This window comes from Enterococcus sp. DIV0574, from assembly GCF_051711125.1.
Taxonomy (GTDB): Bacteria; Bacillota; Bacilli; order Lactobacillales; family Enterococcaceae; genus Enterococcus_D; species Enterococcus_D gallinarum.
On sequence record NZ_JBIOMA010000001.1, the window covers coordinates 669,453 to 690,449 of the forward strand.

A 20,997-nucleotide genomic window follows, 5' to 3' on the forward strand; every position below is an offset into this window, starting at 1 on the left:
GAGGGAGCACATGACGAAAATGCGTCGTTTCTATGCAATACCCTATGTCTTTTGGTTATTGCTATTTGTTATCGCACCAGTATTATTGATCGTCTATCAGTCCTTTTTCGATATGGATGGGAATTTTTCACTGGTCAATTATCAAAGTTATTTAGGTTCCGGCAAGTATTTGATCATGACATTGAACTCCGTGTGGTATGCCTTTTTGATCACATTGATCACGTTGGTCATCAGTTATCCTACGGCTTACTTTTTGACAAAACTACGTCATAAAGACTTATGGTTACTGCTGATTATTTTACCTACATGGGTCAATTTGCTGTTAAAAGCCTATGCCTTTATTGGTATTTTTGGAATTCATGGCAGCGTCAATCATTTTTTGGAGATCATGGGTGTCGGACCAAAACAGATTTTGTTCACCGATTTTAGCTTTTTAACGGTAGCGGTCTATATTGAGCTGCCCTTTATGATCATGCCGATTTTCAATGCACTAGAGGAGATGAATCCTTCATTGATTAGTGCGAGCCGTGACTTAGGAGCGAACAGCTATGAGACTTTTCGCCGGGTCATTCTGCCTTTGTCATTGAACGGCGTCAAAAGCGGCATACAAGCAGTTTTCATTCCTTCTCTTTCACTCTTCATGCTGACACGTTTGATTGGAGGAAACCGTGTAATCACGTTAGGAACTGCGATTGAGCAGCATTTCCTTGTGACACAAAACTGGGGCATGGGTTCGACGATCGGTGTGATTTTGATTATTGCTATGTTCTTAGTGATGCTCCTGACAGGTGAGAAGAAAAAAGGAGGACAACGAAAATGAAAAAATTCCGCTGGTCAAATCTTTATCTTGTCGTTGTCTTTATCCTATTGTACGTCCCAATTTTTTATTTGATTTTTTATTCCTTCAATGATGGCGGTACAATGAATGACTTTACTGGGTTTACCTTTGAACATTACCAGTCCGTCTTTCAAGATACACGTCTGATGATCATTGTATTGAATACCTTTATGCTGGCATTTTTATCCGCCCTTTTAGCAACAGTGATCGGCACGTTCGGTGCGATGGGGATCTACTATACGAAAAAACGGCGAACACGAACAGCGTTGTTAAGTTTGAACAATGTCTTACTGGTTTCTCCAGATGTCATCATTGGTGCCAGTTTTCTGATTTTCTTCACGATGATCGGAAATTTGTTCCGCGGCTTTAGCCTAGGTTTTTTTAGTGTGTTACTGTCTCATGTGGCCTTTAGTATTCCCATCGTTGTTTTGATGGTTTTACCAAAGCTACAAGAAATGAATGATTCCATGATTGATGCCGCTCGTGACTTAGGTGCCAATAATCTGCAAGTCATCAAGAACATTATTTTGCCGTTTCTGACACCGGGGGTCATTGCCGGCTATTTCATGGCTTTCACTTATTCACTGGATGATTTTGCTGTGACGTTCTTTGTAACAGGGAATGGCTTTAGCACACTTTCTGTAGAAATCTATTCTCGTGCCCGTCAGGGGATCAGCCTAGAAATCAATGCCTTGAGCACATTGGTCTTTTTATTCTCAATGATTCTAGTCGTAGGGTACTACTTTATCAGCAAAGAAAATGTGTCGAAAAAACTACGTAAAAATCGGCGAGCGGAGGTGGCAAATCTGCGATGAAAAGATTACAATCTTTGGTCATAGGAATTGTCGCCATCATTTTGGTACTGCTGTTTGGTGTACGGGAGTTGGAACATTCTTCAGGAATGGCGGGCGCCAAAGTTTTGAATATCTATAACTGGGGTGATTATATCGATCCAGATCTTTTGAAGAAGTTTGAGAACGAGACCGGCTATAAGGTCAATTATGAAACCTTCGATTCCAATGAAGCGATGTTTACGAAAATTCAGCAAGGAGGAACGTCCTATGACATTGCCATCCCAAGTGAATATATGATCCAAAAAATGATGGAAGAGCACTTGCTGAAACCTCTTGATCACAGCAAGATCAAAGGGCTAGACAATATTGATCCCCGCTTCTTGGATTTAAGTTTTGATCCTGACAACCGCTATTCGATCCCATATTTTTGGGGGACTCTTGGTATCGTCTATAATGATAAATTTTTTGCTGAAGGTGAAATCAAGGAATGGGATGATCTGTGGAAACCAGAACTAAAAGACAGTATCATGCTGATCGATGGCGCGCGGGAAGTCATCGGTCTAGGGTTAAACAGTTTGGGGTATTCATTGAACAGCAAAGACGACAAACAGCTTACAGCAGCCTTCAACAAATTGCGCAAAATGACGCCAAACATCAAAGCAATCGTAGCAGACGAAATCAAAATGTATATGGCAAACGAAGAAGCCTCTGTCGCTGTGACTTTCTCGGGAGAAGCAGCCGATATGATGTATGAGAATGAACATATCCATTATGTGATCCCATCCGAAGGATCCAATCTTTGGTTTGATAATATGGTTATTCCCAAAACGTCAAAAAATGAAGAAGGGGCCTATGCATTTTTGAACTTTATGCTTGAACCAGAAAATGCTGCTCAAAATGCTGAGTATATCGGTTATTCCACACCAAACAAAAAAGCACTCGCGTTATTGCCAGATGAAATCACGCAAGACAAACAGTTCTATCCTTCAGATGAGCTGATGAAGCATTTGGAAGTCTATGAAAATCTAGGCGCCCAATATTTAGGCATTTATAATGACCTATTTTTGGAGTTGAAGATGTACAGGAGATAATGGTAAAACTCAGTAAGAATGGGGATTTATCAAAGTTCTAAAGAGCTAAAAATCGTCCTTTTTCTATCTGAGTTTTCCAATTTTCTACCAAAAGCGGCTGAAAAGCCGCTTTTTTTGTGTTATTTTATTTTTTCTACCAGAGATACTTTGCTAGAAAAGCTTTGCGATAGAGATTTTTACCAGACGATGTTGAAAATAAAAAGACAGAAACGCTTGACCGTATATAGACGTTCATCTATATTGTATATAGATAATTATCTATATACAATTCAATAGGAGGTCCTCCATGGAAAACTATGAACAGATTGCTACCATCATGAAAGCCTTAGCTGATCCAAAAAGGCTGAAAATTGTTGACTTACTTTCTACAGCTGACTCTCTTTGTGCATGTGAAGTGTTGGAGCATTTTGACTTTACTCAACCGACATTATCACACCACATGAAGCTTTTAGAGAAGGCAGGAATTGTCAAAGTAACGAAAAAAAGTCAATGGCATCATTACGCTTTACAGGAAGATTTTGTTGAGGATTTCCTAGTAATTTTGAAGGAACTTCTTATCAAAGAAAAATCAATTAGCTGGTAAACGATAGGAGTCTTATGAATGAACAATGTATCTACGGAAGTAACTGAAAAACCTGCAATAAATTTTTTCGAGAAGTATCTAACAGTTTGGGTATTGTTATGTATGGCAGCAGGCATGCTAATCGGAAAGTTTTTACCTAGTGTCGCAGACCGATTAGAAAGCTATCAAGTATTAAATACAAATATTCCAATTGCCGTTTTAACTTGGGTTATGATTTTCCCAATGATGATGAAAATCGATTTTAAATCAATACTGAACGTCCGAAAAACATATCAGGGGATTATGATCTCTAGCATTACAAGCTGGCTAATTAAGCCGTTCTTGATGTTTGGCTTAGCCTCTTTCTTCTTTTATGTTGTTTTTAGCAATTTTATCCCAGCAGACTTAGCAAAAGACTATGTGGCTGGAGCGGTTTTGTTAGGGGCAGCGCCATGTACCGCTATGGTATTTGTTTGGTCAAACCTTACAAAAGGTGATCCAGCACATACCTTGGTTCAAGTATCAATTAACGATTTATTAATCATTGTCCTATTTGTACCAATTGTTTCTTTCCTTTTAGGAGTAAATAATGTGTTTGTACCATGGAATATTCTCTTTGCTTCTGTACTACTATTTGTGCTAGTACCGTTAGTTGGTGGGGCATTGACGAGATACTTCATGATAAAACGTAAGGGAATTGATTACTTTAACAATCGCTTCTTACCAAAGTTTGACTCCATTACAACGATTGGCTTGTTATTGATATTGGTAATCATTTTTACTTATCAGGGGGATATTATTTTAAACAATCCGTTTCACGTTCTCATGATTGCCGTGCCTTTAGTCTTACAAAATATTATTACCGCAAACTTTGCTTATTTTACTTGTAAATGGACAAAACAGCCTCATAATGTGGCAGCTCCAGCAGCTTTGATTGGTGCTTCAGACTTTTTTGAGTTATCGGTTGCCGTAGCAATTACGCTTTTCGGTGTCAATTCACCAGTTGTGCTAGTGACAACAGTTGGTGTTCTGACAGAAGTGCCTGTTATGTTGTTATTAGTAAAATTGATCAATGGAACGAAAGATTGGTTCCCGACAAAAGGAGAAAATGAATGAAAAAAATCTATTTCTTATGTACGGGCAATTCCTGTCGAAGCCAAATAGCGGAAGGATTTGCTAAAAAATACTTAGATGATTCTTGGGAGATTCGAAGTGCTGGCGTTGAAACTCACGGCTTGAATCCTAGAGCGGTGGCTGTAATGGAAGAATCTGGAATCGATATTTCGAATCAAACATCTGACTTGATTGATTTGGACTACTTTAATCAGTCCGATATGATTATTACTCTTTGCGGTGACGCAGCAGATAAGTGTCCCATGATTCCAAAGGAAAGCACACACCTTCATTGGGATTTAGTAGACCCTGCCAAAGCGAAAGGATCTGAGGCAGAAATTAGAAGTGCCTTTCGAAACACAAGAGATGAAATCAAAAAGAGAATGATTGAATTATCGCAGCAGTTAAATGTGTAATTCAAAAAGGGAGCGGGGTAAGGTATGTGGACTTGGATTAGCGACCAATTACTAAAAATGGTTTGGCTAAATGATTTGATGGGGAAATTAATTGAGCGTTTTGGGCTTTCGCTAGACATGTTGCATTTCTAATTGAGCAGAATATTCAACCGCTATCTATTCAAGAACGATTGGGCCATGCGAATATTCAAATTACTTTAGGAACTTACGGTCACTTATATGCAAAGTCAGATCAACAAGTAGTTAACGCGATTGATAATGTTCAAGAGGGCGCTATTCTTTCGAAAAATGACGATTTATTGCCAGTCTGAGTTTTCCACTACGCTACCAGAAGACAGACAAATGCTTTCGTACCAGTGTTTTTGGTTGAGTTGCTCCTGTTGAAGATGTATCGAAAGTAAGTATGCAGCTGATTGACTGATACAAGGGAAGGAAGCAAGTTTCAAAAATATCTTTCCCCATTATGTTTTAAAATAGTTACAGCTTCCTAGCGACCTGTAGAGAGACAGCAAAAGTCTTTGTCTACAGGTTTTTTTGTCTTAGAAAAGAGTCGCTGAGACAATTGGAAGCAGCTGCCCTGCAGAAGAAATACTAAGCAGTACTAGGTCGAAACAAGAAATAGTCCCAAACAAAGCGCTATCCTATAAAAACTAAAAATACAATGCGTCAGTTACAGTAACTTTTTTTGAAAAGGGTCATGGGTTTATAGCCGTAGTTTTTAGAATGAATCAGCTAATTCGAAGATAATAATATGGAATTTTTCTAGAAATTATCGCATGAAATGACCCTTGATTGAGAACGCCATGAAAGGTGGGAGAAATGCAGTTGTGTATATAAGCGAAAGCTGTCTCTTCTTTCCAAAGAAGACTGGATGATTTTGGAATCTGATTTTCTTTGGCTTAAAGGGTAAAATAGTTTGTTTTTTTGGGAGATTAAATTTATACTAATTTTTATAGCTAATTTAGTGACTTGTTAAGTAGATACGAAACAACTCCTGAATTAGAAAACAAATGAATGGGAAAGCGAATGTTTGATGACAGCTATCATTCGCTTTGCTGAACCGTTTGCCTAAGGAGTGGAATGTTGTGCCAGATTTAGTAAAGTTTGTATTGGTTATCTTAGTTATTTGGGTTATTTATCAATTGGTTACTTCTGTTTTATTTAGCTTGTCGCAAAAAGCCGTTAAAAAACGACTGAAGAGTAATAAGATGACAGATCAACAACTTGTAAACTTGTATCATTCTGTTGCAAAGTCAAATCAATATAATACGATGCAAGCCATATTTTCTTATGGAATTTTTTACAAAAGTCATGAAAAACAAAGTAATGAAGTGTACAAGTTGTATCGAGATGAAATGGAAAAAAGAAACTTGCTATAAAAGAAATTTTAAGGTCACTTATTTTTCTGATAAGTAACATCAAACATAGATATGGCTAAAAATAGATCCTTCTTTGCAATTTTGTGAGGAGGGCTCTATTTTTTTGAGCAAACAAAATAAATAGGTGAATAAAAAGGGACTCTTTTTTTGATGGAACATCGTCTCTGCGTTTCTACTGGTAATAGTAGTGTAACAGTAGAATTTTTAAAGAGTCTAGCTAGATATGCAATGCTGCTTATCAAAGACAGGATTTCATAAAAATCTATGAATCTAGTTTGTTTAGGGGTATTATAAATATAGCAACAAAGTGGATAAACAATCTGGAGGAGGAAGCATGATTCAACAATTTTTGCAAAAATTTACATGAAAAACTGGGAAAGTAGAACAATCATTCGAAGTAGTGTCTAAAGAACACAGAGAAATAAAAGGGCTTTCTTTTGAACAAAACGAAGATGAATCGATCGTTATGGACTTTTTGAATCATATGGACAGAGAGTATGACACAACACCTGCAGGACGGAAACAGCAAGGAGATGCCTTTGAGCAATTTTTGGCAGCGGTCTTTCGGCTAGCAAACTACGATGTTGAGATCACCAGAAAAAGCTATCTGCAAGGCAAACAGGTCTACACTGGTGATGACAATGTAGACTTGATTTTAAGCAAAGATGCGGAACGGATTGCTGTTCAAGCCAAACATTACCGCTTGAACACGAAAGCACCCAACTTGATCACGAAAGAGTTTGTCAATAAATATTCAGGAATCTCAGATGAAAATTGGACAAATAAACTTTTTATCACAACATCTTTATTTAATCCCCATGTTTATTTAGAGATCGAGAAGAATGAAAAAGCACAAAACATTGAATGGTATGACAGGTACGGGTTATTGCAGTTGTTGAACACATTGATCCCAGAAACAATGGAAAAGCACATGTTTTTAAATAGTTTGCCAGAACAAGTAGTCAAATGTCCGGAATGTGAATCAGGGTTTATTGTCCAAAAATGGAATAAGCAAAAACATAGCTATTTCAAAGGATGTACGATGTTTCCAGAGTGTGCACATACGGAAAGTGTTTCATTCAGGCACACACGTAAAAGTTTTACTACGTCCTCAAAAGAACTAGATAATAGCATTTCTTCTTAGGATAACTGGTACTCTAAAATGCTCATTTGTTGAACGAATCAGACACTTAGTAGAAGAAAGGAATGAAAAGATGTTTAATCTCGCTGTTCGTGGCCACGACTTAACCAAGGTTTGTGATCCACAAGATCTCGCTTGTCAAATCGCTGAAAAAGGCATCAAAAATGTTCAATTTGCACTAAATGCTTCATTTCCGGAACTTAGTGCTGCTGCCCAGATCAATCCGGGAATGGGGACTTTTTTTAAAAATGAATTTGGGCAACAGAATGTTCAAGTGGCATTGTTGAGCTGCTATAGTAATTTGATTCATCCAGATCCTCATGAACGAGAAAAGATTCTGCAGAAATTTGAACGCTATCTTTTTCATGCACGCTATTTTGGGGCGTCAATGGTTGCTTCGGAAACGGGTTCCGTTATTCCCACACTTGGTTACAGTGAAGAAAATTTCACAGATGAAGTTTTTGATGAGCTTGTAACTGTTGTCCAGCGGTTGGTAAAAACCGGGGAACGTTATCAAACAATGGTTGGGATCGAAGCGGGATTAAATCACCCCCTATTTTCCAATGACCGAATTCAGGAATTGATCGCAAGAGTTCCTTCTGATTTTCTGGGCATCGCCTATGACCCTACCAATCTCATCACTCCAGAAACGGCAAGTAAACAAGTAGAAATCGTTGCAGAGGCCTTTGAGAAGTTTGGTGAACGAATTGTCTGTCTCCACTTGAAAGACTACGTGATTGAAGAGGACCGCATTGTTTCTGTCCCTTTAGGAGAAGGAATCATTCCTTATCAAGCCATTTTACAAATCGTTGACCAATACAAACCTTATTGCTATGTCGTATTGGAGGGAACAAAAGATGAAGGAATCAAACGGGCGGTTGCTATGATAGAGGGGCTAAGCTGAATCGAATGAACCCATTGGCAAAAAAATCATTTGACGTCAAAGAAGTGATTGCCTCTAATCGCGAACACATTTAGAGAGCACGCTTATTTAAAAGAAGCGACAGCATAAGTTAGAATGGGACAAACAGACACTAGCGCATAATCCTGCCAATATTCTGAATTAACGCTCAAAATATGCGATGAGGATGTTTGTGTTCTGTCCCGTTAAACGTTAATCTGTCGCTTCTTTTTTTGTTGGGAATGATACGTTCTAATTGAGGCTGTTTTATTCGTTGATCTGCCAATGACGAATCCTATGGATCAGCTGTTCTTTCTCTTTTTCACTGGCAAAGGAATGGCGGGCGGCGGTCTCATTCAATAAGCGCAGCTCACTTTCCGACATTTGGCAGTGACGGGTCATGTGTATGTATTCATCAGTTAATGTTGTTTTAGAAACGGTGCGATTATCTGTGTTTAAGCAAAAAGGGACCCCAGCTGTCAGCCATTCCCTGAAAGGATATTGGTGATAATCCGTGATGGCTTTGGTATGCACATTACTAGTAGGACAACCTTCAATACAGATTTGATTGCGGGAGACAAAATCTTGGGCTTTCTTATCCCCTTTCAAAATGATACCGTGGCCAATGCGTTTTGCACCGCTTTCGATTGCTTGATAAACATTACGGATACAGCCGCATTCACCGGCATGCAATGTCAATTGCACGTTTTGACCGTCTATGAAAAGTTGGTAAGTTTGCGCTAATTTGGGAACATAGTCATCTTCTTCAGGACCAGCTAAATCGATGCCAACGACTTTCTCTTCAGAAACAGACTCCGAAAAAATCTGGGAGATTGCAGCAGCAGACTCTTGCCGCATCCCGATGATCAAGATATTCCCTTTTAGCGGATAGAGGGACTCCGCACGAGCGATTCCTCTAGCTACTGCTTGAATCGTTTGTGGGCAGGAAAGACCCTGTTCCATTGACTGACTAGGAGCAAAGCGGATTTCGATATACGCGACACCATCTTCAAACGCTTGTTCCATGACATCAAACGCTGCGGCTTCTAATGCAAATTCACTTTGGAGATAAGGAAGAACGAAATCAAAGCGTTCTAAGTACTCATTAAGATCAGAACAGTCTTGGGGGGCTTGCATCCGTTCTTCAAGGATCGACAGTTCTTGTGGGATAGGCAGATTTTGCTGATTGGCGATCTTAAGTAATGTTTCTGGACGAATCGATCCATCCAAATGGCAGTGCAATTCTACTTTAGGGAAGGCTTGGATTTGGCTTTTCGTTAACACGTCATTCCTCCTCGCATACGCAGGGTACGCTGAATTTTTTTATGTATGAATATAGCATAGATACGGGTTATGTGCTAGTGAAAAAAGGAAATTCTCATGATAAAAACTCTCCCTCTCAAAAAAGCTTCTATAAAAAGCCGCTATAAAAAGCCTCTATAAAAAAGCTCCGGTCAAAAAAAACCGTATCAAAAAAGCTCGTATCAAAAAAGCCGCTGCCATGGGACAATCCTCCCATGGCAGCGTACGATTTTGTTGAGGTGGCACTTTTTTGCTGAGAAAACTAAATCAGCTCTGAGAGTTCGACGGCATCGATCGCCAGATCTTGTGCGGCTTCCTTCAACGTGAAGTGACCGTCAAATGCGATGACACCACGCGCCAGTGCAGCGTTTGTTCTTAATGCCTTTTCAGGATCGGCAGCCAATTGTTTAGCGTAGGGTAATGTGGCGATACTCAATGCCAATGTAGCAGTCTGTGGAACTGCGCCAGGCATATTGGCAACAGCATAATGGATCACATTTTCTTGGATGTAGGTAGGATCGTCATGAGTAGTGACACGATCTTCTGTCTCAAAAATGCCTCCTTGATCAATCGCAATATCTACAATCACTGATTTTTCTGCCATGGTTTTCACCATCTCACGAGTTACTAGATTTGGCGCTTTTTTGCCTGGCAGCAAGACGGCGCCAATCACCAAGTCTGCTTGTTGAATAGCGGCTTCAATGTTGAAACGATTAGAGAAGAGTGTCTGAACTTGTCCGTCAAATAGCTGGTCTAATTCTTGTAAGCGTGGGATGGATACATCGAGAATTGTGACTTGCGCACCAAGCCCTAACGCCATTTTCGCGGCATTGGTTCCGGCAACGCCACCGCCAATAATCGTGACCTGACCTTTTCGAACACCCGGAACACCGGACAGGAGGACTCCTTTGCCGCCATAGATTTTTTCTAAGAATTGTGCGCCGATCTGAACTGCCATTCGACCAGCAATTTCACTCATTGGAGAGAGGAGAGGCAGCGTCCCATTAGCCAGTTGGACATTCTCATAGCCAATCGCTCGAACCTTGGAGAACATGAGCGCTTTTGCTAATTCTGGATTGGCAGCAACATGTAGGTAAGTAAATAACAGCAATCCCGCTCTTAAGTAGGAATACTCTTCTGGCAGCGGTTCTTTGACTTTCATCACCATGTCAGCCGCCCAGACGTCTGCAGCGTTAGCAACGATCGTTGCGCCGACTGCTCGATAGGCTTCGTCTGAAAAAGTTGATCCGATACCTGCATTTGCTTCAACCAAGACCTCGTGCCCTTCTTGAACCAATTCATAGACGCCAGCTGGCGGCAAAGCTACACGTTTTTCATTGTTCTTGATTTCTTTAGGAATTCCGATTTTCATATGCGTCACACCTTTCTTTCTTCTATTATAAAGGAAAGCGGATCCATTGTAAGGAGAAAGCGAAGATTTCTCAAGGTAGCCGTCAAGAGGCGCGGTCATTATCAACATGCATTGATGAGGACTATTTATAAAAAAACTACCTATAGAGTGTCAAGAAAGAGGTAATCGTGCTTGATCCTTCCTGACAACTTATAGGTAGTTTCTTTTTTATAAATTAGTACTTTCGTCCTCTGTAAATGTCCAAAAATGTAAACTTTGAGCAGCGATTTCTTCCAATGAATAGGACGTTAAATAATGTTTTTTTTCCGGCGTATCGTTTGGATCTAAAACAACCACATTTTCGTCTTGCATAGCAGCCAACACCATGATATGACCAGTATCTGTGAAATCTCCACTGGTCACAGAGACGATCACTGGCTGTCCAACTGCCAGATAATTGGCTACTTGCGCTGTGTCTGTGCCCAAATCGTGATACGAGTAACCAAAGGAATCCGCAAAATCAGAGAAAATCCGCCAATCGGTTCCTTGCCCATCGACATAGTAGCTATCTTGTGCCCAATCCAAAACTTCAAGCGGCGAAACATTATCCTCTCGCAAATAAGCGAGTACCATTGAAAGAGAGAGCAGGGCACAGCCATTATCGCTTAAAGTTTGCGTACCATCTGAACCATAGGAATAATCAGCCCATTCTTCATTTGTTTGTAGGTAAAGAGGCGTAGTCACTCCATTTTCTTGTAAATACTCGTTCGCTTGTTCATTGTAAGCTGCTTGATCAAAATCCATTTCATCCATCATGGGATATTCTTCATAATCTTGGCTGGAATAGCTCACATGAGAAAGTCGGATAAATGCAGCAAAAATCAATAATAAACCCAACAAAACAAGAAAAACATAACGCTTTCTTTGTTTCCCTTTTTTCTTCATAGCTTCCCTCCTGAAGTAGCGTGCCTTTTTTGCCTTACTTCAAGTAAAGCAGAGGGAATGAAGGTTGTCATCCGCCTGTGGACTGATTCGTGTCAGTTGTTTCTAGTTCTTCCAATTCCAGACTCGTGTTTTCCCAAGCTTCCATCAGCTGTTCTTGGGTGGCTTGGACAGTCTCCATTGCTTGATTCAGCGAAGACAAACGGACGTGGTCGTTCAATGCGTCAGGACGAGTCATCGCTTGTTCGATTTCTTCAAGCTCTGCTTCGGTTTTGGCTAGGTCTGCTTCAATTTGAGTGACTTTACGCTGCAATGAGCGAATGGCTTTTTGTTGTTCTTTGCTCTGGAAGAAAGATTGTTTGCCTTGTGAGATGGCTTTCTCTTGAACATCAGATTGCTGCATCGCAGCTAGTTCTGTTTCTTCCAGTTTTTTCTCCACGTAATAATCATAGTCCCCTAAATACAATTTGCTGCCGGTTTCAGATAATTCAATGACTTTGGTCGCGATTCGATTGATAAAGTAGCGGTCATGAGAAACAAAAAGCAATGTGCCTTCATAATCAATCAAGGCATTTTCGAGTACTTCTTTGCTGTCGATGTCCAAGTGGTTAGTCGGTTCATCTAAGATCAGGAAGTTGTCATGATCCATCGCAAGTTTTGCTAAAGCGACCCGTGCCTTTTCGCCGCCACTGAGCAATGTGATTGGTTTTTCAACATCTTCACCAGAAAAAAGGAAACTTCCTAAAATTGTGCGGATCTCTACTTCTGGCGTAGTGGGGTGCTCATCCCATAATTCTTTCAAGATTGTTTTTGTTGAATGGAGATCTGATTGGGTTTGATCATAATACCCAATTGAGACATTGGCACCTAGATGAACGTCACCGCGAATCAAAGGAATCTTGTGGATCAGTGATTTTAATAATGTCGATTTGCCAATTCCATTAGGGCCGACTAATGCAATGGCATCTTTCCGGCGAACATCCAAATCGATCGGCTCGGATAGAACAGTCTCTTGATAACCGATGGCTGCGTTGGCTACTTGCATTACCACATTGCCAGAAGGTTTACTGATTGAAAAAAGGAAATTTGCGGATTTTTCATCTCCTTGAGGCCGATCGAGCCGCTCCATTTTTTCTAATTGTTTGCGCCGGCTTTGCGCCCGTTTAGTTGTGGAGGCACGAACTAAATTACGCGCTACAAAATCTTCTAATTTATTGATTTCTTCTTGTTGTTTTTCGAAAGCTTTCCATTCACTTTGCAGCTGCTCGGCTTTCAAAACCAGATAACGACTGTAATTCCCTTTGTAATGGTGCATTTTCCGTCGGCTAAGCTCATAGACCTCATTGACGACTTTATCTAAGAAATAACGGTCATGAGATACAATCAAAAGAGCACCGGCATACCCTTGAAGATAGTTTTCAAGCCAAGACAATGTCTCAATATCCAGGTGGTTAGTCGGTTCATCCAAAATCAAAATATCTGGCTTTTGCAACAGCATCTTTGCTAGTGCTAGACGAGTTTTTTGACCACCAGACAATGTTTCAATGGATTGCTCATAAAAAGTGCCGTCGAACTTAAAGCCGTGTAGAACAGAACGGATCTCATTTTCATATCCGTAGCCGTTTTTTTCGGCAAATTCATGTTGTAGCTGGTCATATTCTTTTAATAGACCATCATAATTGACTGCTGTCGGGTCTGTTTCTGAAATGGCGACTTCTAATGAGCGCATCCGCTGTTCCATCTGTCGAATGCCGGCAAAAGCCGTCAACATTTCTTCCCAGACTGTAGCAGTACTGTTTAAACCAGTGTCTTGGGCAAGATAACCTAGTGTCGCAGTTTTATTTTTGGCGATCGTTCCTTTATCGGGGCTTTCGATCCCGGCAATGATTTTTAACAGGGTCGATTTTCCGGCGCCATTTCTTCCCACAAGCGCGATCCGGGAATGGCTAGCAATCTCTAGGTTGATATTCTCAAATAAAACTTCAGCGCCAAATAGTCTGGCGATTTGATTTGCTTGTAATAGTATCATATGTATTCATTCCTATTCTTGAAGTCACTTGTCTCCTTGGTTGCAATACTATCAGTCTATCACATTTTGTGATAAACAGCGATTATGAAAAAAGAATGATTGTATCATTAAATAAAAAAAATTTCAAATTGTGAGCAATCAAATTGATTTTTGAGCAAACTATTTGATATGATAGCTACATCACACGTGAATTTTTCACAATGGGGGAGTATTTCTTGAAAGATCATCAAATTCCAAAGGCAACAGCGAAACGTTTGCCTTTGTATTACCGCTATTTACGCATCTTGCACAATGCTGGAAAGTTGAAGGTTTCATCTACTGAATTAAGCGAAGCTGTCCAAGTGGATAGCGCAACGATTCGTCGCGACTTCTCTTATTTTGGGGAATTGGGAAAACGCGGCTATGGCTATGACGTGGAAAGTCTGATGCAGTTTTTTGCTAAAACGTTGAATGAAGACCATATGACAAATGTCGCGCTAGTAGGTGTTGGTAATCTAGGTAGCGCACTGTTAAAATATAAATTCCATCAGAGCAATAGCATTCGGATCAGTGCTGCATTTGATGTGAATGAAGATATCGTAGGACGAATCGTGGATGGCGTTCCTGTCTATCCAATGAGCGATATGAAAGAACAAGTGAAGATCCAACAGATCGATGTCGCGATCTTGACGGTTCCCGCACAACATTCGCAAGACTTAGTCAATGAGCTTGTGAAAGCAGGGATCAAAGGAATTTTGAACTTTACGCCTGCGCGCATCACTGCACCAAAAGGTGTGCTGATCCAAAATGTTGATTTGACCAATGAATTACAAACACTGATTTATTTCTTGCATTCTGGCAACGTCTTAACGACAGATCAACCGGAAAACCACGAAACGACTGAATCAGAATAAAACCCAAAAACACTGTCATTCCATCAACCTTCGCGTCTAGTAGGTGATGGAAAGACAGTGTTTTTTTATTCCATCAGTTGATCAAAAAGATCGTCATAAGAGATGGTCTCGGTTTTGGTCAAGGCAGTCCTATAGCGATCAATAATAGCAGCCAGCCTATTAAAATCAATGATTCGTGCTTCTCTGTGGCGTTCATCTCCTTGAAAATAAAGAAGGACGACAGGAGCAGTCAATGCTGAAAATTGGCCAGCCGCCTCTGGGACTTCCGCTACATTGACAGCATAAAGTGGAACATGCTTTTCTAAAGCTAATTTATTAAGACGAGGTTTGTCTGCTAAGCAGACACTGCAAGCCGGCTGTGAGAGATAAATAAGTGCCAATGGGGTTTCTTTTATCTTCGTCAGCAGTTCATCTAATGTATTCATTTGTATCATGCAAATTCCTCCAAGCAGATTCTCTGTCTAATGTACGTTTTGAGGGACAACTTGTCAAAGAAACTGCTGGAAAAGAATAAAAACTAAAGCAAGCTTTAAGGTGCCAGCAAAGACTGTAAAAAACATTGTGCATTGAGGCAAAAAAACGTATAGTAGTTCCAGCGCAATTATTTTTTTATAAAGAAGGTTGAATATATGTTACAAAGCTTACCTAATTCTGTTTTGCAGATGAGCGTGATCTTTCTCTCCATCGTCATTGAAGCCTTGCCTTTTGTCTTATTAGGCTGCTTGATTTCAGGGGCGCTGCAAGTTTTTCTGACGCCAGAACGAGTGACAAAAATCCTGCCAAAGAATAAATTGGCCTCCATTGCAATGGGGTGTGGTTTAGGCGTTTTCTTCCCGTCTTGTGAATGTGGAATCGTTCCGATCGTCAATCAATTCGTCAAAAAAGACGTACCAGTCTACACGGCTTTTGCTTTTATGCTGACAGCCCCTATTGTGAATCCCATTGTAATTTTTTCGACATTCATCGCATTTGGCAATTCAGCGAAGTTTGCCTTTTTGCGAGTACTTGGCAGCTTGTTGGTGGCAATGGTGGTAGGTGTTTGGCTGGCTTATTTCAGTAAGAGAGAGATTTTGAAAACCCAATTGATCACAGCTTCAGAGGATACCCATCAAGGACATCACCATGGGCATGCTCATGATACAGGTTCTGAGAAACGAAAATGGTCCCATCAAATACGGCATTTGTTGCAACACAGTATTGATGAATTCTTCGATACTGGTCGGTATTTGATCATTGGCGGATTGATTGCAGCAGCGATGCAGACGTATTTGCCAACGGGAATGATGTTGACTTTGGGTTCTACGAAATTCTTGGCGGTATTGGTCATGCTTGTTTTGGCATTGACGATGTCGCTGTGCTCTGAAGCAGATGCGTTTATCGGTTCTTCGCTGCTTAGTCTGTTCGGCGCCGGTCCAGTCGTGGGTTTTCTGGTCTTTGGTCCTATGGTGGACATCAAGAATCTTCTGATGATGAAACGATATTTTACCGGTCGTTTTATTGCAACAATGGTGGGATTAATTGCTGTTGTAGTCTCAATTTATGCATGGGTGGTGTAAACAATGATCCGTTTTTTGATTTTATCTGGATATTTTGAGTTGATGATGTACTTGCAGGTATCAGGAAAACTGAATCAGTTCATCAATGTCCACTATCGTTATCTAGCGATTCTTTCGATGATTGTCGCTTTATTTTTGGCATTAGTCCAGTTGTATTTTTGGGTCAAACAAACGCCTGATGAACATGAAGATGAGCATCACCATGGACTCGAAAAAAAATCTCAGCGCCTCATTGCGTATTTCTTATTAGCATTGCCAATCATTGTTGGTTTGTTTTTCCCAACAGTCAGTCTGGATACGACCATTGTTGAAGCAAAAGGGTTTAATTTCCCGCTGAGTGAAGAGTCTGTCGGCGATCCCGAAATGAATACCCAATACCTTAAACCAGATACTAGTCTTTATTACAATAAAGATGATTATGACGAGCAAATGACGACTTCGTTAGCGAAGTATGCCGATAAACAAACGATTGCTGTCACCGACGAGAATTATTTGGAACTCATGGAATTGATCTATACGTATCCAAGTGAATTTATCGGGAAAAAAATCAGCTATGACGGTTTTGTTTATCATGCAGCGCAAGATGATCGTAATGAAATCTTTCTGTTTCGTTTTGGGATCATTCACTGTGTAGCGGATTCAGGTGTTTTTGGATTACGTGTTGAGTTACCTGAACAAACGGTTACCGAGAATGACCAATGGCTGCACATTGAAGGAACCATCCAGTCGCAATACTATCAACCCTTTAAACGAGATTTGCCAATGGTAGTCGTTGACCAAGAACAAACCATCGAGGCACCGGCTAACCAATATGTTTATCGATCATTCTAGCGAAATGAGAGAAATATCGGTTTTTTTGAAAAAGTTCACAAAAATATCATAAAGCTTTGTTATAATAAAGATAAACTAGTGCAGATGTTTGTAGTTTTACAAAACGTCGAGTACAATAGAAACGTACAATGTGCTAAAAAACAATATAAAGAGAGGTGTCGTGAAATGGGTTTTACAGATGAAACAGTACGGTTTGATTTTGATGATAGCCGCAAGAAAGAAATCAGTGAAACACTGGCTATCGTGTATCGTGCATTAGAAGAAAAAGGTTATAATCCAATCAATCAAATCGTCGGTTATCTCCTTTCTGGCGACCCGGCTTACATTCCTCGTTATCGGGATGCCCGGAACTTGATTCGTCGTCATGAACGCGATGAGATTTTGGAAGTTTTGATTCGTTATTACTTAGGAAATCACGGGATCAACCTATAATGAGAGTCATGGGTTTAGATGTCGGTTCACGAACAGTTGGTGTAGCTGTTAGTGATCCTATGGGATGGACTGCGCAAGGGATCGAGATCATTCGAATCAACGAAGATGAAAATGACTTTGGCTATGATCGTCTTGGAGAATTAGTCAAAGAGTATGAAGTGACTCGTTTTGTGGTGGGACTGCCCAAGAATATGAATAACACCATTGGTCCAAGAGCAGAGGCTTCACTAGCTTACGGCAAGGCCATCGAAGAACGTTTTGATTTGCCTGTTGACTACCAAGACGAACGCTTGACGACTGTTCAAGCAGAACGAATGCTAGTTGAACAAGCCAACACATCTCGTGCCAAACGTAAGAAAGTCATTGACAAATTAGCAGCAGTAATGATTTTGCAGAATTATTTAGATGGTGCTGGAAAACAACTGTTTTAGTTTACAGAAAAGAGGAAAAAAAATGTCAGAACATACGCATGATCACAATCATGATCACAACCACGACCATGAAGGTCACGAACACATTACATTGGTCGATGATCAAGGCAATGAAACATTATACGAAATTCTTTTGACAGTAGATGGACAAGAAGAATTTGGACGCAACTACGTGTTGCTTTATCCAGCTGGAGTCCCAGAAGAAGAAGATGTCGAATTACAAGCCTATGCCTACGTTGAAAACGAAGATGGTACAGAAGGCGAATTAGAACAAATTGAAACAGAAGCTGAATGGGACATGATCGAAGAAGTCTTTAACACATTCATGGCGGAAGAAGAAGAATAGTCTTAAAATGATGGCTGAACCCTTAGCGAATAAGGGTTCAGCTTTTTTGTGTTTTGTTTTGAATACGAGATTGAATACGTTCCGCTAGAAATTTAGGTGTTCTGCAAGCTTTTCAACGGTTTTTTCTTTGGTTTCTTTAGTTAGATGAGCATAAGTATCCATTGTTAATTTGATTGATGAGTGTCTAAGGCGTTCTTGAACTTCCTTCATGGAGACTCCTGACTCTAACAGCATACTAGCATGAGTGTGTCTGGTTACATGGTTTCCTAGAAATGGAATACCGGAATTCTTGCAGATTGTGATCATACGAGAATAAATAGCGTGTTTAGTAATGATTTCCTTGTATAATCCACAAAAAATCATTGTTGGATCAGTAATACCAAGGGTTAACATATATCTTTTTTGATTGATTTGCCATTTCTTTAGCCAATTAATAGTTTTATTGTCTAAAGATAGAGAACCATAACTATTTTTCGTTTTTGGACTTGAAATTTTGTACCCATATTTTGTTTGGCTTAAGGTTTTGTTTATAGTTACGGTGTTTGAATCAAAGTCAATATCTGACCAGTTCAAAGCTAAAGCCTCACTAATTCGACAACCACTAAAAAACAGAAAGCGAAGTAGCGTTTTATCGTAATCTGCTCTATAGGTACTTCTTTTTGATTCCAAGTATTGGAAGAGAATTTCTAGTTGATTCCGTGAATAAATTTTGACAGTATCTTTCTTTTTTTCAACATTTCTATTGGGCATGATTACAAGTTCACAGGGATTTTTAGTAATTAGCCCCAAAGTCATTGCGTATTTGAAAATACGGCTTACGGTAGAATGTAGGACTTTATATTGATCCGTCATTTTCGCCCATTGATTCAATATTTTCTGAACGTGTTTTACAGTGATTTCTTTGATCCTGAATTTACCATATTTTGGAAGAATCCATTTATTGAACTTGATCTCAATTTTTAATTGAGTGACTTCCTTTACAGTGGTTTTATAACTTTCATACCAAAGTTCATAGATTTCTTGAAAAGTCTCGTTCGTGTCTTGTTTAAGTCCGTTCTCTTCAAAGTCTACAAGTAGTCTATTAAGCTCGATTTGAGCTTCTTTTTTTGTTTTAAAATTTCTACGTGTAGTACGGACTTCTTTACCAGTTAATGGATTGATTCCAAGGTAGGTTTGAAACATCCATGCTTTGGCTCCGTCTTTCTTTTCATATTGTTTAATTATTGCCATTGCTTTTCCTCCTATCAGTTGCGTGGCGTGCTTTTGATAGGAAAAAGATTTTTAAGTAATATAATACTTGCCTTTAAAATTAAAAAGTTCTTTTTGAAAATCTGCTTTATTAGAAAATATTAGGCCTTTCCAAATAAGAATAGCCTTTTCATTATTTGAAAGTAATTTAATCTGAGCAACAAAATTATTTACAATTTCTAAAGCAAGTTTAGAAATAAATAGTTCATCATAAAATGTTCCAAGATACTCAAGAACTTGGTTTTCATTACCCTCAAATGCTTCAATAATAAAGAGAGTGATGTTTTCTAAGTATTTGACATTAAGTTGTAAAGATATGAGATCATATTGAAATCCATTAAAAAATCTAATATCATATTGTCCAGTTGTCTCGGTCAATATAGCATTTTTTATTGAAAAATTCTTTTTTGAACTATCGCTCAATAATGTTCCTATTTGAACGTCTAATGCCCGTGCTATGGAGTCTAAAGTTTCAATACTAGGGTTATATCGATTTCCTTCTACATCGGCAAGATAAGAGCGAGAGATGTTAGCTTTGATTGCTAAATCATTTTGCGTCATTTTTTTTTGTTTACGTGCAATTTTAATGTTTCTACCAATATCCAAAAAATCACCTCCATATACATATTAAATAAAAAGTGTCGGAAATACAAGAAATAATTGTTGACGGTATTTAATAGCCATGGTAAAGTAAAAGTGTAAAAAATGTCGGAAATACAAGATGGAAAGTTGGTGCTAAAATGAAATCTAGGAAGAAGTACCTGAAACGTTTATATGTAGAAAGAAAACGTCTTGGGTATACACAAAACCAAATGGCTAGGTTGATTGGAATTTCTAGAAGTTATTATGCAGAAATTGAAAGTGGTAAGGTGTTACCCTCATCTAAAGTTCTTTTTAAAATAAATGATGTAGTTAAAATTATTTTTTTTAACAATGATGTCGGAAATACAAGTAGTTGCGAAGGGGAGATTTTTAATGGTTCAAAAAGAAATACAGGTGATTCTACCTCCAAATCTTGATCATGAACTAAGAAATTACTTTTATCATGTTGCAAAAGAGGCGGTAGATCAGATCAGAATTGAAACTTCTTTTAACAAAGAAATTTTTAGGCTGGGAGAAGCATGTGAATATTTAAGTGTGAGCAGAAGTACATTAAAGAAATTTATACGTGAAAAAGGATTGAAAGTCAGTATTATCAATGATTGTCAGTTTATTAGAAAAGAAGAATTAGCAAGATTTATCAAAGAATATGAAGTATAAAAAAAGTTGCGTGGCGTGCTTTTGATATGAAAAAAGGAAGTGAATATATGAGTGATGATGAAGTAGCAAAGTTGATTAAAAAAAATCGAGATTTATCTTCAATCCAATTCGATTCAATATAATGTGTATATGCAGAAAAGG

The 20,997-nt window shown here is 39.1% G+C and carries 24 protein-coding genes and 1 pseudogene; 18 read left to right on the top strand and 7 right to left on the bottom strand.

All coding sequences use genetic code 11. The features are described 5' to 3' along the window. Positions 1 to 10 precede the first annotated feature (10 nt). The 10 genes and pseudogenes from IGJ45_RS03300 (at position 11) to IGJ45_RS03345 (ending at position 8,238) form a co-directional block, all read left to right on the top strand. Positions 11 to 820: an ABC transporter permease gene (locus tag IGJ45_RS03300; protein ID WP_021149310.1), complete on the top strand. Its 810-nt coding sequence runs from the start codon at positions 11 to 13 to the stop codon at positions 818 to 820. Further along, positions 817 to 1,653, top strand: coding sequence for an ABC transporter permease (locus IGJ45_RS03305; RefSeq protein WP_003127479.1), 837 nt, complete (start codon positions 817 to 819; stop codon positions 1,651 to 1,653). Before IGJ45_RS03300 ends, IGJ45_RS03305 begins: the two co-directional genes overlap by 4 nt. After that, positions 1,650 to 2,723, top strand: a complete 1,074-nt coding sequence (locus tag IGJ45_RS03310; protein ID WP_003127480.1) for an ABC transporter substrate-binding protein — start codon at positions 1,650 to 1,652, stop codon at positions 2,721 to 2,723. The genes IGJ45_RS03305 and IGJ45_RS03310 overlap by 4 nt, the downstream gene beginning before the upstream one ends. Before the next feature lie 286 nt (positions 2,724 to 3,009). After that, on the top strand, positions 3,010 to 3,306 hold the full coding sequence (locus IGJ45_RS03315; protein ID WP_003127481.1) for an ArsR/SmtB family transcription factor: 297 nt from the start codon (positions 3,010 to 3,012) through the stop codon (positions 3,304 to 3,306). Positions 3,307 to 3,324: 18 nt separating this feature from the next. Beyond that, the gene (gene arsB, locus IGJ45_RS03320) at positions 3,325 to 4,401 is read left to right on the top strand and encodes an ACR3 family arsenite efflux transporter (protein WP_123866887.1); all 1,077 of its coding nucleotides are present in this window, start codon (positions 3,325 to 3,327) and stop codon (positions 4,399 to 4,401) included. Continuing rightward, entirely contained in the window at positions 4,398 to 4,814 is a 417-nt protein-coding gene (gene arsC, locus IGJ45_RS03325) for an arsenate reductase (thioredoxin) (RefSeq protein ID WP_003127483.1), read from the top strand. The genes arsB and arsC overlap by 4 nt, the downstream gene beginning before the upstream one ends. 116 nt (positions 4,815 to 4,930) lie before the next feature. Then, positions 4,931 to 5,125, top strand: a pseudogene (locus tag IGJ45_RS03330) (site-specific integrase); the annotation flags it as partial. A gap of 774 nt (positions 5,126 to 5,899) precedes the next feature. Further along, positions 5,900 to 6,193 (top strand): hypothetical protein, encoded by a 294-nt coding sequence (locus IGJ45_RS03335; RefSeq protein WP_005471757.1) that lies wholly within the window; start codon positions 5,900 to 5,902, stop codon positions 6,191 to 6,193. 400 nt (positions 6,194 to 6,593) lie between these two features. After that, positions 6,594 to 7,337: a restriction endonuclease gene (locus IGJ45_RS03340; RefSeq protein ID WP_261795501.1), complete on the top strand. Its 744-nt coding sequence runs from the start codon at positions 6,594 to 6,596 to the stop codon at positions 7,335 to 7,337. Between the two features lie 70 nt (positions 7,338 to 7,407). Continuing rightward, positions 7,408 to 8,238 (top strand): sugar phosphate isomerase/epimerase family protein, encoded by an 831-nt coding sequence (locus IGJ45_RS03345; protein WP_147587111.1) that lies wholly within the window; start codon positions 7,408 to 7,410, stop codon positions 8,236 to 8,238. A 264-nt stretch (positions 8,239 to 8,502) separates the two neighbouring features. Here IGJ45_RS03345 and add read toward each other — a convergent pair whose 3' ends face one another. The 4 genes from add to IGJ45_RS03365 all read right to left on the bottom strand — a co-directional run bounded on the left by add (position 8,503) and on the right by IGJ45_RS03365 (position 13,859). Beyond that, entirely contained in the window at positions 8,503 to 9,519 is a 1,017-nt protein-coding gene (gene add, locus IGJ45_RS03350; RefSeq protein WP_147587110.1) for an adenosine deaminase, read from the bottom strand. A gap of 280 nt (positions 9,520 to 9,799) precedes the next feature. After that, the gene (gene ald, locus IGJ45_RS03355; protein ID WP_270790945.1) at positions 9,800 to 10,909 is read right to left on the bottom strand and encodes an alanine dehydrogenase; all 1,110 of its coding nucleotides are present in this window, start codon (positions 10,907 to 10,909) and stop codon (positions 9,800 to 9,802) included. Between the two features lie 207 nt (positions 10,910 to 11,116). Continuing rightward, entirely contained in the window at positions 11,117 to 11,833 is a 717-nt protein-coding gene (locus IGJ45_RS03360) for a C39 family peptidase (RefSeq protein WP_137264473.1), read from the bottom strand. A gap of 67 nt (positions 11,834 to 11,900) precedes the next feature. Continuing rightward, a complete protein-coding gene (locus IGJ45_RS03365) occupies positions 11,901 to 13,859 on the bottom strand; it encodes an ABC-F family ATP-binding cassette domain-containing protein (protein ID WP_005471765.1) in 1,959 nt (652 codons plus the stop codon). 215 nt (positions 13,860 to 14,074) lie between these two features. On the opposite strand from IGJ45_RS03365, the gene IGJ45_RS03370 reads away from it, so the two are divergent. After that, positions 14,075 to 14,752, top strand: a complete 678-nt coding sequence (locus IGJ45_RS03370; protein ID WP_003127492.1) for a redox-sensing transcriptional repressor Rex — start codon at positions 14,075 to 14,077, stop codon at positions 14,750 to 14,752. A gap of 65 nt (positions 14,753 to 14,817) precedes the next feature. Here the strand turns inward: IGJ45_RS03370 and IGJ45_RS03375 are convergent, their stop codons facing one another. Continuing rightward, complete coding sequence (locus tag IGJ45_RS03375) at positions 14,818 to 15,186, bottom strand: thioredoxin family protein (RefSeq protein ID WP_086269477.1); 369 nt, start codon at positions 15,184 to 15,186, stop codon at positions 14,818 to 14,820. Between the two features lie 195 nt (positions 15,187 to 15,381). Between IGJ45_RS03375 and IGJ45_RS03380 the strand changes: the two genes are divergently transcribed. The 5 genes from IGJ45_RS03380 (at position 15,382) to IGJ45_RS03400 (ending at position 18,348) form a co-directional block, all read left to right on the top strand. Continuing rightward, positions 15,382 to 16,308, top strand: coding sequence for a permease (locus tag IGJ45_RS03380; RefSeq protein ID WP_003127494.1), 927 nt, complete (start codon positions 15,382 to 15,384; stop codon positions 16,306 to 16,308). Positions 16,309 to 16,311: 3 nt separating this feature from the next. After that, on the top strand, positions 16,312 to 17,139 hold the full coding sequence (locus tag IGJ45_RS03385) for a TIGR03943 family putative permease subunit (protein WP_005471770.1): 828 nt from the start codon (positions 16,312 to 16,314) through the stop codon (positions 17,137 to 17,139). Between the two features lie 165 nt (positions 17,140 to 17,304). Next, positions 17,305 to 17,571, top strand: a complete 267-nt coding sequence (locus tag IGJ45_RS03390) for an IreB family regulatory phosphoprotein (RefSeq protein ID WP_003127496.1) — start codon at positions 17,305 to 17,307, stop codon at positions 17,569 to 17,571. Then, positions 17,571 to 18,002, top strand: coding sequence for a Holliday junction resolvase RuvX (ruvX, locus tag IGJ45_RS03395; protein ID WP_005471772.1), 432 nt, complete (start codon positions 17,571 to 17,573; stop codon positions 18,000 to 18,002). Before IGJ45_RS03390 ends, ruvX begins: the two co-directional genes overlap by 1 nt. Positions 18,003 to 18,024: 22 nt before the next feature. Then, the gene (locus IGJ45_RS03400; protein ID WP_021149327.1) at positions 18,025 to 18,348 is read left to right on the top strand and encodes a DUF1292 domain-containing protein; all 324 of its coding nucleotides are present in this window, start codon (positions 18,025 to 18,027) and stop codon (positions 18,346 to 18,348) included. A gap of 84 nt (positions 18,349 to 18,432) precedes the next feature. Here the strand turns inward: IGJ45_RS03400 and IGJ45_RS03405 are convergent, their stop codons facing one another. Beyond that, the gene (locus tag IGJ45_RS03405; RefSeq protein ID WP_010733562.1) at positions 18,433 to 19,578 is read right to left on the bottom strand and encodes a site-specific integrase; all 1,146 of its coding nucleotides are present in this window, start codon (positions 19,576 to 19,578) and stop codon (positions 18,433 to 18,435) included. A 51-nt stretch (positions 19,579 to 19,629) separates the two neighbouring features. Next, entirely contained in the window at positions 19,630 to 20,202 is a 573-nt protein-coding gene (locus IGJ45_RS03410; RefSeq protein ID WP_010733561.1) for a helix-turn-helix domain-containing protein, read from the bottom strand. A 134-nt stretch (positions 20,203 to 20,336) separates the two neighbouring features. Between IGJ45_RS03410 and IGJ45_RS03415 the strand changes: the two genes are divergently transcribed. Both IGJ45_RS03415 and IGJ45_RS03420 read left to right on the top strand, forming a co-directional pair. Further along, complete coding sequence (locus IGJ45_RS03415; protein ID WP_010733560.1) at positions 20,337 to 20,615, top strand: helix-turn-helix domain-containing protein; 279 nt, start codon at positions 20,337 to 20,339, stop codon at positions 20,613 to 20,615. Continuing rightward, complete coding sequence (locus tag IGJ45_RS03420) at positions 20,572 to 20,856, top strand: helix-turn-helix domain-containing protein (protein ID WP_010733559.1); 285 nt, start codon at positions 20,572 to 20,574, stop codon at positions 20,854 to 20,856. The genes IGJ45_RS03415 and IGJ45_RS03420 overlap by 44 nt, the downstream gene beginning before the upstream one ends. Positions 20,857 to 20,997 lie beyond the last annotated feature (141 nt).